The organism is Tuberibacillus sp. Marseille-P3662, assembly GCF_900178005.1.
Classification (GTDB): Bacteria; Bacillota; Bacilli; order Bacillales; family Sporolactobacillaceae; genus Marseille-P3662.
The window spans coordinates 1,366,697-1,381,535 of the sequence record NZ_FXBS01000006.1; the positions used below are offsets into that span (position 1 = coordinate 1,366,697).

The 14,839-nt window shown below is 42.3% G+C and carries 16 protein-coding genes; 4 read left to right on the forward strand and 12 right to left on the reverse strand.

The annotated features are described in order from the left end of the window. Positions 1-79 precede the first annotated feature (79 nt). Positions 80-364 carry an Fpa/YlaN family protein gene (locus B9Y89_RS15555; protein ID WP_085524765.1) on the reverse strand — a complete coding sequence of 95 codons (285 nt, stop codon included), beginning with the start codon at positions 362-364 and terminating at the stop codon, positions 80-82. Positions 365-550: 186 nt separating this feature from the next. On the opposite strand from B9Y89_RS15555, the gene B9Y89_RS15560 reads away from it, so the two are divergent. Then, positions 551-1,039 carry a hypothetical protein gene (locus tag B9Y89_RS15560; protein WP_085524111.1) on the forward strand — a complete coding sequence of 163 codons (489 nt, stop codon included), beginning with the start codon at positions 551-553 and terminating at the stop codon, positions 1,037-1,039. A 337-nt stretch (positions 1,040-1,376) separates the two neighbouring features. Here B9Y89_RS15560 and B9Y89_RS15565 read toward each other — a convergent pair whose 3' ends face one another. Further along, the gene (locus B9Y89_RS15565) at positions 1,377-2,702 is read right to left on the reverse strand and encodes a PhoH family protein (RefSeq protein WP_085524112.1); all 1,326 of its coding nucleotides are present in this window, start codon (positions 2,700-2,702) and stop codon (positions 1,377-1,379) included. Between the two features lie 180 nt (positions 2,703-2,882). On the opposite strand from B9Y89_RS15565, the gene B9Y89_RS15570 reads away from it, so the two are divergent. After that, positions 2,883-3,089, forward strand: a complete 207-nt coding sequence (locus tag B9Y89_RS15570; RefSeq protein ID WP_085524113.1) for a YlaI family protein — start codon at positions 2,883-2,885, stop codon at positions 3,087-3,089. Between the two features lie 46 nt (positions 3,090-3,135). Here B9Y89_RS15570 and B9Y89_RS15575 read toward each other — a convergent pair whose 3' ends face one another. Continuing rightward, on the reverse strand, positions 3,136-3,456 hold the full coding sequence (locus tag B9Y89_RS15575) for a YlaH-like family protein (protein WP_085524114.1): 321 nt from the start codon (positions 3,454-3,456) through the stop codon (positions 3,136-3,138). 29 nt (positions 3,457-3,485) lie between these two features. Then, positions 3,486-5,318 (reverse strand): translational GTPase TypA, encoded by a 1,833-nt coding sequence (typA, locus tag B9Y89_RS15580; RefSeq protein ID WP_085524115.1) that lies wholly within the window; start codon positions 5,316-5,318, stop codon positions 3,486-3,488. Positions 5,319-5,448: 130 nt separating this feature from the next. Between typA and B9Y89_RS19135 the strand changes: the two genes are divergently transcribed. Next, on the forward strand, positions 5,449-5,622 hold the full coding sequence (locus B9Y89_RS19135; RefSeq protein WP_254901266.1) for a DUF5325 family protein: 174 nt from the start codon (positions 5,449-5,451) through the stop codon (positions 5,620-5,622). 41 nt (positions 5,623-5,663) lie between these two features. Here B9Y89_RS19135 and B9Y89_RS15585 read toward each other — a convergent pair whose 3' ends face one another. Both B9Y89_RS15585 and B9Y89_RS15590 read right to left on the reverse strand, forming a co-directional pair. Continuing rightward, the gene (locus tag B9Y89_RS15585; RefSeq protein WP_085524116.1) at positions 5,664-6,491 is read right to left on the reverse strand and encodes an inositol monophosphatase family protein; all 828 of its coding nucleotides are present in this window, start codon (positions 6,489-6,491) and stop codon (positions 5,664-5,666) included. 354 nt (positions 6,492-6,845) lie between these two features. After that, a complete protein-coding gene (locus B9Y89_RS15590; RefSeq protein ID WP_085524117.1) occupies positions 6,846-7,034 on the reverse strand; it encodes a hypothetical protein in 189 nt (62 codons plus the stop codon). Between the two features lie 296 nt (positions 7,035-7,330). On the opposite strand from B9Y89_RS15590, the gene B9Y89_RS15595 reads away from it, so the two are divergent. Continuing rightward, positions 7,331-7,954, forward strand: a complete 624-nt coding sequence (locus tag B9Y89_RS15595) for a YktB family protein (protein ID WP_085524118.1) — start codon at positions 7,331-7,333, stop codon at positions 7,952-7,954. A 127-nt stretch (positions 7,955-8,081) separates the two neighbouring features. Here the strand turns inward: B9Y89_RS15595 and B9Y89_RS15600 are convergent, their stop codons facing one another. The 6 genes from B9Y89_RS15600 to pdhA form a co-directional block, all read right to left on the reverse strand. Beyond that, entirely contained in the window at positions 8,082-9,035 is a 954-nt protein-coding gene (locus tag B9Y89_RS15600; protein WP_085524119.1) for an NAD(P)H-dependent flavin oxidoreductase, read from the reverse strand. A 318-nt stretch (positions 9,036-9,353) separates the two neighbouring features. Further along, positions 9,354-9,467, reverse strand: coding sequence for a GapA-binding peptide SR1P (locus tag B9Y89_RS15605; protein ID WP_085524120.1), 114 nt, complete (start codon positions 9,465-9,467; stop codon positions 9,354-9,356). Between the two features lie 217 nt (positions 9,468-9,684). Continuing rightward, entirely contained in the window at positions 9,685-11,094 is a 1,410-nt protein-coding gene (gene lpdA, locus B9Y89_RS15610) for a dihydrolipoyl dehydrogenase (RefSeq protein WP_085524121.1), read from the reverse strand. A 4-nt stretch (positions 11,095-11,098) separates the two neighbouring features. Beyond that, the gene (locus B9Y89_RS15615; protein ID WP_085524122.1) at positions 11,099-12,415 is read right to left on the reverse strand and encodes a dihydrolipoamide acetyltransferase family protein; all 1,317 of its coding nucleotides are present in this window, start codon (positions 12,413-12,415) and stop codon (positions 11,099-11,101) included. 94 nt (positions 12,416-12,509) lie between these two features. Further along, a complete protein-coding gene (locus B9Y89_RS15620; protein WP_085524123.1) occupies positions 12,510-13,487 on the reverse strand; it encodes an alpha-ketoacid dehydrogenase subunit beta in 978 nt (325 codons plus the stop codon). A gap of 3 nt (positions 13,488-13,490) precedes the next feature. Then, a complete protein-coding gene (pdhA, locus tag B9Y89_RS15625; protein WP_085524766.1) occupies positions 13,491-14,552 on the reverse strand; it encodes a pyruvate dehydrogenase (acetyl-transferring) E1 component subunit alpha in 1,062 nt (353 codons plus the stop codon). Between the last annotated feature and the right edge of the window lie 287 nt (positions 14,553-14,839).

A 14,839-nucleotide genomic window follows, 5' to 3' on the forward strand; every position in this document is an offset into this window, starting at 1 on the left:
ATTCGTATGTATTCATTGTTTTATGACAAAGGGCCTAAATAAAAACTCAAACTACCGCGCAAGATAGTTTGAGTCTATATCATTTATTTTGGGTTGTCGCCTCATGCAAAGCGGACAATTGCCTTTCCAAGGATTCAAGCAATTCCTTGCCATCCTTTTCATCAATGGTTCCTAAGCGAACAGCAAAGTCAATTTCCCTAGAAAGTCCGAACATTTGTGTATCCAAAACCTCTTCATATAGAGGGCATTGCGGCATCGTTAGGTTTTCCATCTGAACTTCTATCAGCTTTAGGATCTTATGGGCATCGGCTTTCAGCAATTCATAAGCCTTTTCCCGATGTCCTGCTGCTATCTCAGTGGACAAATTGATCCCCTCCATTTGTGGACATCCTGCATTTATCTTATCGTTAATAAGCAAAAAATGCAAGCCATTGTTCCGACGATATTGCTCATTCCATTATATAATCCATACCCGATTTTTAGAAGTGACAAATTTTCTACAGCAATTTATACTAGTGTAAGAAAGCAGTCTACATAAAGAGGTGAGTCTATGGACTATATCATACCAGTCAAAGGAGCCGTCAATTATTCCATCACTTTGGATGCTAGTGTATGGATTTTTGATGATCGGAAAATCGCATTTGAAGATTTTTTCAGTCATGACTATAAAATGCTTATTGATCCTGAACCGAACAATGCACAAAATGGGCTAGCACCTGAACAAGACGCCGCAGGAGCGCCTTTTCAAAAAAATGAGCGACGATATAAGAAATCAGAGTGGTTTGATCACTCTTTTGTCATCCCAGTTAAAACGTTTCTGGGCAATGCGGAACCTTTAGATTCTGCCAATACCGTCCGCTTTGAACTTGATAATCAAACGTCGGAATCAGTCACTCTGGACGAAGCCAACAAAGGGGTTTTCCTCTTTTCACAAGATGGCCAGTCCATTAAAGAAAGAGGACCGATTCATTTTTATCATGGCAACGGTGATAATAAAGACAACCCAATTAAGGGAATCCGTAAAATTGTTGTTGAATAATTTAGCGTCACTCCATCGCTCATTGTGATGGAGTTTTTTTATAGGCTCAACGCTTCAGCCTCCTCGGAAGAAAACCACTTCCTGCGGGGGCTTTAGCTGTTGCTTTCGCCGCAGGACTCTAGTAAAGGCACCTTAAGTAAGCGACGCTGAGGAACACACTAAGTTTAAGTATTCCGAACCTCTTATAAAGGAGTTAAGAGCAATACCAGCGGAGGAAATACACGGAGGCTCACGGGTCACTCAGCGAGCGCGTAGTGTATTTCCGGAGCGGTATATACGATGCATTTCGGTTCAACCATGAAGTTAAAAAGCAACAATATTTATGAAAATAGCCTTTTTATAACAAATCAGCTGCCACTTGCGCCAGCTGTGAACGTTCCCCTTTTGTCAATTGAACATGTCCAGTAATTGGGTCTTCTTTCATTTTTTCAACCACATAAGTGAGGCCATTATTATAAGCATCGAGATACGGATGGTCCACTTGCTGAGGGTCACCCATTAAGACAATTTTACTCCCTTCACCTACTCGCGTTAAGATCGTCTTTACTTCATGTTTTGTGAGATTCTGAGCTTCATCAATAATAATAAACTGCTCTGGTATACTACGCCCACGAATATAAGTGATAGCTTCAACTTGAATCGACGAGATCCCGGATAAGATATTATCAATCTCACCAGATTGGTGAGTATTAAATAAAAATTCTAGATTATCATAGATCGGTTGCAGCCATGGCTTAAGTTTATCCTCTTTCTCTCCTGGCAAATAACCGATATCCTTCCCTAATGGAACAATCGGGCGAGCAATAAACAATTTATGAAAAGCTTTCATATCCTCTGTCTGCAACAATCCTGATGCCAAAGCTATTAATGTTTTTCCCGTCCCTGCCTTTCCCATCATCGTCACCAAACGAACATCATCACGTTGTAATAGTTCAAGTGCCATTAATTGCTGAGCATTTCGAGCTTTTATCCCCCAAATCACATCCTGGCCGAACAGACAATGGTTCAGCTGGTCTTTCTTCCCATTTACAATGCCAACAGCTGATGCTTGACTCGTTAAGCTCTTTAAAATGAAGAATTGGTTCGGATACCAATCGTGAGTCGGCAACTCATTCATCTTAATATGTTCATCTTTATAAAAACGATTGATCAATTCATCTGGAACCAACAATTCATTGTAACCCATATAAACGTTATCAGAATGGATCACACGATCGTTAAGAAAATCGTCAGCTTGAAGACCAAGCGCATCGGCCTTAACTCGTACGAGTGTGTCTTTACTAACTAGAATAACCGATCGCGGTTGTTGTTTTTCTTGCTCTTCTTGATGGAGGTTGAGAGCAACTGCAATGATCCGATTATCGTTGGTGACTTCCAAAAACGTATTTTGTAAACATTGAAACGAACGATGATTTAGTTCAACTCTTAAGGAACCGCCATTTTCCAAGGTTAGCGTTTCATGAAGTTTACCTTTTTGTCGTAAACCATCCATGATTCGTGAAACTTGTCTTGCATGACGTCCGATTTCATCCATATTGCGTTTCTTTGAATCAACCTCTTCCAGAGCTGCCGCTGGTATGACGACTTCGTTATCCTCAAAAGCATAAATGGCATAAGGGTCTTGTAAAAGGACGTTTGTATCAAGAACATAAATTTTAGTCAATGTGTCGCCTCCTGTGCCAAACATCAATCTATCAAAATTCATTTGTTTATACATCGTATGTCAGAAACAAGCCAGTTAGACGAATAATCTCGAGGCACAGCTCTAAAAAACTAACCGTTCATATCTTGTTATTCTAAATCGTTCATTTTATACTGGTATTGTAAGGTGGTGTTCATCATAATGCGTGTTAAATGCATTTTATGCGATAAAATAGATCAATTGGATAACTGGTGCCCGACTGCCAAGAAGTTGCGCAACCGTCCAATCCATACGTATATGTGCCAAGAGTGCAATGACAGGATTGGTGAGAGAACCAAAGAACGCTGGGCAACGGGCCACTTTACGATCCCACACAGAAAAGAAGCTCAAGAAGAGATGAATGACTGAAATGAAAAAGGATCGGATCCCGATATCAATCGGGATCCGATCCTTTTTAGACTTGCCGACTTGCATCTTTTTGTTTTGATTTTTTAAGACGGATTTTGTAAATCGTCAAAACAAGAGTAGAGAAAAACAGCGCCCCGGTAATCGGTAACTGCAATGCTAGGATAGCCAGCATAAAACAACCGAAGAACATGAGACAGTAGATAATTGCGGCTTTTAATACAGGTAGCTTTCGGGCAAAACCTAGTTTATAAACAATGATAGATAAGACAAAAATGGTCGCCCATAACAGATAAAAAGCAACATCATCAGTTACTGGATTCTCAAACAAAAACCGAGGATACGGCGCAAGATCACTGGTGGTTATCAAGGCCGCAGACACCTCCCTAAACAATCACTTTACGATTGTTTTTTCTTTTTACTTAAACGTTCACGCTCATTTTTATCTAATATTTTTTTGCGCAAGCGAAAATGAACAGGTGTGATTTCACAGTACTCATCATCATTCAAATAAGCTAGTGCATCTTCCAAAGACATGGTTCGAGATCCCTTCACTGTAGCCGTTTGATCCTTCGTTGCCGACCGAACATTGGTCATTTGTTTAGCTTTAGTGACGTTGACCGTTAAATCATTCTCACGCGTATGCTCACCGACAATCATTCCCTCATAGACTTCAGTGCCCGGCTCAATAAACATCACACCGCGGTCTTCTAATTGCATCATCGCGTATGTCGTTGACTGGCCTTTCTCCATGGCCACTAGAACACCGGCACGCCGGCCACCGATGTATTCAGTAATCCGATCACCATAGTGATCAAATGTGTGATTCATGACGCCATATCCGCGTGTTTCCGTTAAGAAATCGCGACGATAGCCAATCAAACCACGGGAAGGCACGATGAATTCCAGCTTATTGTGACCATCGGCCATTTGTTCCATATTCAGCATTTCGCCCTTGCGCATGCCAATGGATTCTATGACACCACCGGTATGTTCTTGCGGCACTTCGGCGAACATACGCTCATATGGCTCTTTAATGACGCCTTCCTCTTCCTTTTGGATAACCGTTGGCTTCGAAACCTGTAGTTCATAGCCTTCACGTCTCATATTTTCAATGAGAATCGACAAGTGTAATTCCCCGCGTCCTGAGACAACCCATTCATCAGGAGATTCTGTTTTCTCAACATTTAAACTGACATCCCGTTCCGTTTCAGCAAATAGACGTTCTTGAACTTTCCGACTTGTAATATAGTCACCTTCACGTCCAGCGAAAGGACTTGAATTCGTTAGAAAATTCATTTGCAGTGTAGGTTTATCAATTTTCAACAATGGCAACGGCTCAACTTCACCAGCGTCACAAATCGTTTCACCAATATTGATATCTTCAACACCAGAGATCGCGATTAAATCCCCGGCTTTGGCTTCTTCGATTTCAACGCGTTTTAAACCAACAAAACCAAATATCTTTGTAACCCGGAATTGTTTAACGGAGCCATCAGTTTTAGCAAGCGCGGCTTGTTGACCTACCTTAATTTTACCGCGATAAACCCGGCCAACGCCAATCCTGCCAACATAATCATTATAGTCAAGCATGGTTACCTGGAACTGCAGCGGTTCATCGCTGTTATCCTTAGGTGCCGGCATATATTTTAAGATTTTATCAAAAAGGACGTCCATACTATGGGTGACATCATTATAATCTTCACCCGCAACACCTTCGATAGCTGAGGCATAGACAACTGGGAAATCCAATTGATCGTCGTCAGCCCCTAAATCAATGAATAATTCAAGGACTTCGTCAACGACTTCTTCGGGACGTGCCATCGGCTTATCGATTTTGTTAACAACTACAATGGGCTGCAGCTTTTGATCCAAGGCTTTTTTTAATACAAAACGGGTTTGCGGCATAACGCCTTCATATGCATCGACAACGAGCAAAACGCCGTCAGCCATTTTCATAATCCGTTCAACTTCACCACTGAAATCAGCGTGTCCAGGAGTATCAACAATGTTCACTCGATAGTCTTTATAGTCGATACTTGTATTTTTCGATAAAATCGTAATGCCGCGTTCACGTTCAAGGTCATTACGATCCATAGCGCGTTCTTGCACATGCTCATTCTTCCGAAACGTTCCAGACTGATGCAGCATTTGGTCAACCAAGGTTGTCTTACCGTGGTCAACGTGAGCAATAATCGCGATGTTTCTCAAATGGTTTCTTGTTTCTGTCATATCATTCTCTCCTCTGTTTACATCCACAAACGGTTTCTATTATAACATAATAACACGTTTTAGCCGATACTTTGCAATGTTAAGCTATTCTGTTTAAACTATTATATAGAGATGGAAGGATGTGAAAATGTTGTTGAACTTATTATTTGTCCTTTTTGCAGCTTTTACGGTCTTCTCCTTAGTCGGGATTGGCTTTGCCATTGCCGCAGAAAGCTTGCTCTTTACTATTTTAGCCATTCTTGGCGTTTTTATATTTATGGGTGTCGGTTTTTTCGTCAAACATAAATACGCACATGCGTCATGATAACATGATAAAACGGGTGTTCCAACCAACACCCGTTTTTATTATGACTTATCGATATGTTTACCTCCAGCAACTTCACTCTCAATATGCTTAGAAAGGTCATGGTAAACACTTGGTCTACCAGCTAGGATTGAATTCTGCTTAAGCAAGTCTATAGGTGAGCCATCAGCGCGTGTGGCAATGCCATCCACCTCATTCAACAGAATCAACCCTGCCCCATAATCCCATGGTGCGAGCCGCATCGTAAAGTAAGCGTCCAAGATTCCAGTCGCAACGTATGCAAGTTCAATGGCGGCCGAACCATAAGACCGTGTTCCCCTGCATTTGGCTGCAATAGGTCGCATAATATCAGGATCAATCCGTCGGTTCTCATTAACCCATGTCGTGTTGATGCAAATCACTGATTCATTAAGTGGAACCGCTTCTAATGACGGCAGCAAGGTATCGTTAAGATAAGCTCCCTCACCAGCGAGACAGTGATATAAATCATCCGCCATGACGTCATAAATCAGACCGATACGTCCTTTTCCATGTTCATAAATGCCAATCGAAACTGCAAAGTGACGTTTTTGGTGAACAAAATTCATCGTTCCATCAATAGGATCAATCAGCCACAACGTCCCATGCTCCTTATCCACCTCATCGCCGAATCCTTCTTCCGAAACAATTTTGTGTTCTGGATAGTGCTTATGTATACGCTCAATAAAAAATTGTTCTATCCGCTTGTCCATATTCGTCACTAAGTCATCATGAGATGATTTGAACTGTACGTCCAATTGCTCAGCGAGAGATGTCTTTAATATCTCACCAGCCTCATATATCCAAGCTTTAGCTTGTTTGTAGATGTCGTGCCACGCCTCATTCACCATATGTATCTCCCTCTGTAATCATTTTTACTACGTTGACCTACCTTCCCTGCTAAAATGATATGGTAGTGCTTAGCGAAGCGGGGAAGTGCTCCCTCTGTAATCATTTTTACTACGTTGCGACGCACAGGATGTGCTAGCGTCGGCGTTCGCAACAGGACGTTGCGGTGATTAGCCGACGTTCCTGCTTCTCCGCTAAAATGATATGGTAGTGCTTAGCGAAGCGGGAAAGTGCTCCATTGTGTTAACCACCCTATTTAAATTGTCTGTTGTTTTACCTTTATTGTCAATCAGTCAAGCCTTCTTCATACAAAAATATTTAAAATGACCGGATGAATGGTCATCCGGCCGGCAAAACTATACCTCAAGTTCAAGCATTTCCCGTCGTAATTCAGTTAATCTTTGTTTAGACACTTCAATTTGATTTATATCTTCATTAACAATCGCTTCATGGAGTGTTGCTAATTCATAATCAATTTCCATCCGCATCACAGGAATACGCTTTTCGGCATCTGTCCTTCTCAAGGTCTTAATGACCTGTTTCATGGGGAGTCTGCACATCCTTTCAGGGGAGAAGTTAATATCAAACCCAAAACGGACTGATAATCATTCAATATTCTGATTAATATCCGAAAACTTTGACCCACGGATTATTACTATAATATGATTTTTACCATAACTATGCGACCATTCAAGCATTCTTGCTTACTAAATTCCTCAAATGTCCTGATTTAAAACCTGTTTTTTATGCATCTTACCCTGGTTATGATAAACTAGCTTCAGACAAGATTGAAACCATTAACAATAACGTTACAGAAAATAATGCTTAAGGAGAGTCGAACGTGGTTTTTTCAGGATTTTCAACCAAAGATTTTGATGTGTTCACTATTGATGGTCTCGATGAACGAATGGAGGCATTACGTGAGCGAATTCAACCAAAGTTTCAAACAATCGGTGAGGTATTAGCCGATGATATTGCCGTCATGGCAGGAGATGAAATGTTTTTACATATTGCAAAGCACGCGCGCCGTTCTAAAAATCCGCCCAAAGATACGTGGCTAGCCATTTGTGATGACAAACGCGGATACAAGAAGCACCCGCATTTCCAAGTCGGTCTTTTTGATGATCACGTGTTTATATGGCTTGCCTATATCAACGAATTAGCAGATAAACCAGCAATTGGACAAACACTTCTCAACCATATTGATACATTTCAGTCCATCCCCGATGATTATGTTATTTCCCTTGATCATACGAAAAAAGACGCCTTTCAGCTTGGGGACACTGAAGAAGCAACATTGAAGCAATCTCTTGAAAGATTCCGTGATGTGAAAAAAGGTGAATTCTTAATCGGACGGCATATCAAAGCCGATGATCCACTTCTAAAGGACGGCAACGCATTTTTACAGTTTGCTAAGGAAACCTTTGAAACATTAATGCCGATTTATCATTTATCTGCTAAATAAAAGGCGTCCGGCTATCATAGCTGGACGCTTTCTTTTGTTATATAAACTTTTGGCTCTTTTCATTTAAATGGTTGCTTTTTGGCGTAGTTACAGTAACAGTCTTTTAAAACACCAAACTTTTGAATGATCATACCCAGCGCTGACGAATGTCTTCGGCTTCAGTAATGACACGATTGATTAATGATTGCACAGTTGGAATATCATGAATGCGGCCGGCAATTTGCCCTGCCCAACCGAAACCTTCCTCGCCGTAGCCATCATGAATATAACGCTTATTGGCATAACCGCTGATCAAATCCTTAAGATCCTCATAAGTGCCGCTATTTTGTTCAATACTTAGAATTCGATCCGTCCATTCATTCGCTAACGCCCGTGCCGGCGCACCTAGACTTTTTTTAATTATCACTGTCTCATCAGCATTAGCCCCAAGAATATGCTGTTTGTACGCCTCATGGGCCAAGCATTCCTGTGTTGCAATAAATCGTGTTCCCATTTCAACACCATCAGCACCTAAAGCCAAGGCCGCCATTAAACCATGACCATCACCAATCCCGCCGGATGCTGCTACAGGGATATCAACCGCTTCAACAACTGAGGGAACCATGACCATAGTGCCGATATCATGTCGTCCGAGATGTCCACCACCTTCCTGACCAACGACCATCACGGCATCGGCACCCAGGGATTCAGCTTTAACGGCCTGACGTTTGGAGGCGACAAGAACCAACGTTTTAATACCTGTTCCTTGAATTCTCTGAAGCAACGGTTGGGGGTTCCCTCCCGTAATAGAAATCACAGGAACTTCAGCATCAATCGCTGTCTGCAGTAAATCTTCATACGGACGTCCTTGATTTCCAATTGCAAAGTTGACACCGAAGGGCCGATGGGTTTGTTTGCGCGTCAGATCAATTTCATTCTGAAGGGCTGCTGTTGACTCACATGTCATGGCCGTCAGCTGTCCGAGACCCCCTGCCTCCGATACAGCTGCTGCCAAATCACTGTAAGCCAGATATGCCAGCCCACCTTGAATAATGGGATACTGAATCCCAAGTCGTTCAGTTAAACGTGTTTTACATTCCATTGTCATAGCCTCCACTTAAGTGCTTTAAAACAAACTCTATGTCTTATTTTAGATGGATGAATGTCGATTTTTCAATAATTTTTTATTAAAAAGACTCTGTTAAACATGCTTGCTGTTTGCCACTCCAGGTGTTCGCTTTCCGCGGGCGGTCCGGGTGCCTTCCTCGACGCACGGCGCCTACGATGGACTCCTTTTGTCTCTTCTTCCCGCAGGAATCTCTTACCTTCCGTTTCAATCAACACCAAGTAGCAAAAAATCAACTATGAGCCTTAACATAGCCAAAAAAAAAGACGGCTGCATGAACCGTCTCAACCCAGGCTATTTTTTGGTGTTTTTTCGGCAATGAGGACATTGAGCATACAGCGTTCTAACTTTCCGATCTTCCACATGATCAATTGTTCGTTGACAAGTTTGACAAACAATGATTCCCATGTCATCAGCCCCTTTTTTGTAAGCGGTTAATTTATAGTTTTATAATATGCCATACTAATAATGTTGTCAACACTTATTTGTATGTCATATTGGGACTTTTATTAAATCATTAAATCGTTGCAGACATTAAACATTCTTTCTTTACCTATGATGTATATGCTTTGAAAGTAAAAAAAAACCTTGCTTTCATTTAAAGAAAGCAAGGTTTGATAAATACTTATTTAGCTGTGTGAATTGGCTGACCTAGAGCAACCTCTGCTGCTTCCATAGGAATTTCGCCAAGTGTTGGGTGGGCATGGATGGTCAACGAAACATCTTCTGCCGTCATACCAGCCTCAATCGCTAATCCCACTTCCGCAATCATATCAGAAGCACCAGCCCCTGCAATTTGGGCTCCAAGGATGAGACCGTCTTCTTTACGAGTGATGAGTTTCATGAAGCCTTCAGTGTCATTAAGTGACAATGCCCGGCCATTAGCAGCAAATGGGAATTGTGAAGCTTTGACATCGTAACCTTCTTCTTTGGCTTCATCTTCACTTAGTCCAACAATTGCTAATTCAGGATCGGAGAAGACAACAGCTGGAATACATTGATAATCCACTTGAGCTGCTTCACCAGCAATAGCTTCTGCAGCAACTTTGCCTTCATAAGAAGCCTTATGCGCCAATGCAGGACCATCAACGATATCACCAATGGCATAGATGCCATCAACGTTGGTTTTACCTTGATTATCCACTTTGATCATGCCTTTGTCAGTGGCCTCGATACCAGCCATGTCAAGACCTAGTTCCTCAGTGTTTGGTTTACGTCCAACGGTGACAAGGACATAATCAGCTTCAAACGTTTGCTCTTCGCCTTTTATTTCAGCTTTAACCTTAACACCATCTTCCGTTTCTTCAACACCCTGAGCCATAGCTTCTGTTTCAATATTGACGCCTTTACTTTTCAGGCGTTTTTTCACCAATTGGCTCATTTTCTTCTCAAAGCCAGGCAAAATCGACTTGGTGCCTTCAAGAATAGTGACCTCAGTACCGAAGCCAGCATAAGCGTTACCTAGTTCAACACCAATATAACCGCCGCCGATAACAATCATTTTCTTCGGCACTTCTTGAAGGGCTAATGCGCCTGTTGAAGAAATCACGCGATCGCTGAATTTGAAGTTAGGCAATTCAATCGGGCTCGAGCCAGTTGCAATAATACAATTCTTAAACTTGTACCGATTGGACTCATAACCGGCATTAACCCGAACCTCATTTTCAGCAACAAAAAGTCCTTCACCTTTGACAATCTCAACTTTGTTAGCTTTAAGCAAACTTTGGACACCGCTCGTTAGCTTATTAACAACGGAACCTTTCCATTCTTGAACTTTAGTAAAGTCCAGTCCAACCTTTTCAACGGAAATCCCCATATCATCAGAGCCTTGAGCGTCTTCATAACGATGGCTGGCATTAATCATCGCTTTCGAAGGAATACAGCCAACGTTCAAACAAACACCGCCAAGATCACCTTTTTCAATAATGGTTACATTTTGACCTTTTTGAGCTGCGCGGATGGCGGCAACATAACCGCCAGGACCCGCACCCAAAACAACTGTATCGACTTCAGTGGTAAATTCGCCTACTACCATAATATTACGCCTCCATTATTAAGCGTTGTGGATCGTTCAATAGACGCTTGATTTTGTTCATGGCATTTTGGGCTGTTGCCCCATCAACAAGACGATGGTCAAAGCTTAACGACAAGGCAAGAACAGGACGGGCAACCACTTCACCGTCTTCGACAACAGCTTTTTCAGCAATGCGTCCAATACCTAAGATCGCCACTTCCGGATGATTGATAACTGGAGTAAACCATTGACCACCGGCAGAACCAATATTGGTTATCGTGCAAGAGCCGCCTTGCATGTCACTGGACTGAAGTTTACCATCGCGAGCTTTAGCCGCATAGTCATTGACTTCATCAGCAAGTTGATACATGGACTTGCGATCAGCATCCTTTACAACCGGAACCATAAGACCGTTATCTGTATCTGTTGCAATACCGATATTATAATAGTGCTTATAAACAATTTCTTCGTTCTCGTCATCAATGGTTGCGTTAAGCACAGGGTATTCACGTAATGTCGAAACCAACGCTTTAACAACGTATGGAAGGTAAGTTAATTTCACACCGCGATCGGCTGCTTCCGCTTTGAATTCCTTACGATGGGCAACAGTTTTAGAAACATCAATTTCATCCATAAGTGTGACGTGTGGCGCCGTTTGCTTGGAATTAACCATAGCCTTGGCGATGGCCTTACGTACACCACGGATTTTCTCACGAGTTTCCGGTTGTTGTGCGACGGTTCCGCTTTGTGATGCCTGCTCAGCAGCTGGTTGTTCTTGCTCTTGTGATGATGCATCAGTTGTGGCATCCGTTTCTTCACCGGATACGAAGCGGTCAATATCTTCACGAAGGATGCGACCGTTTTTGCCGCTGCCCTCAACTTTGGCAATATTGACGTCATTTTCACGGGCATACTTACGGACAGAAGGCATCGCAATCTTACGTTCACCTGTATCAGCTTCCGAATCAGCCCCACTCGCTGCTTTCTGTTTATCATTGTTAGCAGCTGTTGTTTCCTTTTCTTCAGCTTTACTGTCGTCGCCTTTAGTTTCTTCCTCGGCCTTGTCAGATTCACCTGAATCATCGCCGCCTTGATCCTCATAGCCTTCAGCGTCTAACGTTACGATAACTTCGCCAACCGTAACGGTTTCTCCTTCCGGCTGCAGCACTTCATTTACAGTGCCGTCAACGGGGCAAGGGATTTCGACGACGGCTTTGTCATTTTGAACTTCGGCAAGAACGTCGTCTTCTTTGACTTCATCGCCAGCTTTAATAAACCACTTGACGATTTCACCTTCATGAATGCCTTCACCGATATCCGGCAATTTAAATTCATAAGCCATTGTCACTTACGCCTCCTTGTATCAAGAAAAATTCCTGTTTTGGACTGCATAAAGCATCCACCTTTCCGTTAATAAGGTGAATGCCATTGTTTAATTAAAAATTAACGGTTTCTTTAACCTTTTCAATAACGTCATTTTCATCTGGAAGCCACACTTCCTCAGCAGCCGCAAATGGGAAAACCGTATCTGGTGATGTTACACGGCCAACTGGGGCTTCAAGATGAAGAATCGCTCTTTCATTAATCTCACTAATAACATTGGCAGCGACACCTGCTTGTCTTTGCGCTTCTTGAACGACAATTGCACGATTCGTTTTCTTAACGGATTCAACAATTGTTTCCACATCGAGCGGACTAACGGTTCTTAAATCGATGATTTCTGCACTTATGCCGTCCTCTTCAAGTTGATCTGCTGCCTTTTGAGATGTATGCACCATAGCACCATAAGAAATAATGGTCACATCTGAACCTTCGCGAACAACATTGGCTTTTTCTAAGTCAACGGTATAGGATTCCTCAGGAACTTCACCACGGAAGGAACGATAAAGTTTCATATGTTCAAGGAAAATAACCGGGTCATTGTCACGAATTGAAGAGATGAGCAATCCTTTAGCATCATAAGGGCTTGAAGGAATCACAACTTTAACACCTGGAGTCTGTGCAAACAAGCCTTCTAGACTGTCAGCGTGCAATTCCGGTGTTTTAACACCGCCGCCGAATGGTGAACGAATGGTTACCGGTACATTGGTTTGTCCAGCTGTGCGGTAACGCGTCCTTGACATTTGTCCCGCAATACTATCCATAGCTTCAAATACGAAACCAAAAAATTGGATTTCCATGACAGGACGAAACTCTTGCATAGACAGGCCTAGAGATAGACCACCGATACCAGATTCGGCTAACGGAGTATCGAAAACGCGCTCCTCACCGAACTCATCTTGCAAACCTTCTGTTGCTCTGAACACGCCACCGTTTTGCCCGACGTCTTCACCGAAAACGAGAACATCTTCATCGTTTTTCAATTCCGAACGGAGCGCATCAGTGATTGCTTGAATCATTGTCATTTGCGCCATGGGTTATTTCGACTCCTTTTTACGATATTCTTCCAATTGTTCGCGAAGCGTTTCCGGAAGTGTTTCGTACATAATTTCAATTAAATCCGAGACTTTCTGTTTTGGAACAGCATCGATTTCTTTAATAGCTTTCTTGATATCTTCTTTTGCTTGTTCGGTGGTTTCGTTTTCTTGCTCCTCAGACCACAGACCCTTATTGACTAGGAATTTGCGGAAACGAACAAGTGGATCGCGTTTTTCCCATTCATTATCAGTGTCCTCTGTACGATAGCGCGTCGGATCATCACCAGCCATCGTGTGCGGACCATAACGGTAAGTTAACGTTTCAAGCAACGTCGGACCTTCACCATTAATACCACGTTCACGTGCATCTTTTGTCGCCACATAAACGGCTAGCGGATCCATTCCATCAACTTGTACACCACGAACACCGGCAGCAAGTGCTTTTTGCGCTAACGTTTGTGCAGCAGTTTGTTTCTCAACAGGAACAGAAATCGCAAATTGGTTGTTTTGTGAAATAAACACAGCAGGTGCTTTATATGTACCTGCGAAGTTCAGACCTTCATAGAAGTCACCTTGTGATGTTGCACCGTCACCAAAGTAAACAACAGCGACGTTATCTTTTTTACGTTTTTTAAGACCAAGCGCAACACCAGCCGTTTGTGTACATTGAGCAGCAATGATAATTTGCGGCATCAAAGCATTAACATCTTCTGGTACCTCTCCACCTTTAAAATGACCGCGGGAATATAAGAAAGCTTGTGTTAATGGTAGACCATGAAAGACCAATTGAGGAACATCACGGTAAGATGGCATTAGCCAATCTTCTTTGTCCATCGCAAATTGGCTGGCTAACATGGAAGCTTCTTGACCTGCTGTCGGTGCATAGAAACCAAGGCGTCCTTGACGATTTAATGAAACAGCTCTTTGATCCCAAATTCTCGTGTAAACCATGCGTCTCATCAATTCTTTCAGATCATCGTCTGAAAGGTCAGGCATTGCATCTTCGTTAACAACGTCTCCTTCAGGAGATAGGATTTGGAACGTTTCAAATTGTTCTTCCATTTGTTGCAAATCAGGGGTTTGCAATCCTTTCACCTCTTCCTTTTCATTTAAAATGGCTAATAGCAGTTTGCTTTAGATAACATGTTTTTATTAGGACTTGGCAAGTTTTGTCGACATTAATGGTTTACCCCTTGAAGGGACAATTCATAACATCCGAAACCGTTCAAGTTATCCGAGCACCCGCTATATAACTGTTTTATTCATTAAGATATAAAAAAATAATACAACGCGATTCATTGAATAGTTTATAATAAGTCCATTACACAAGTCAATAAATAAAACCTTGA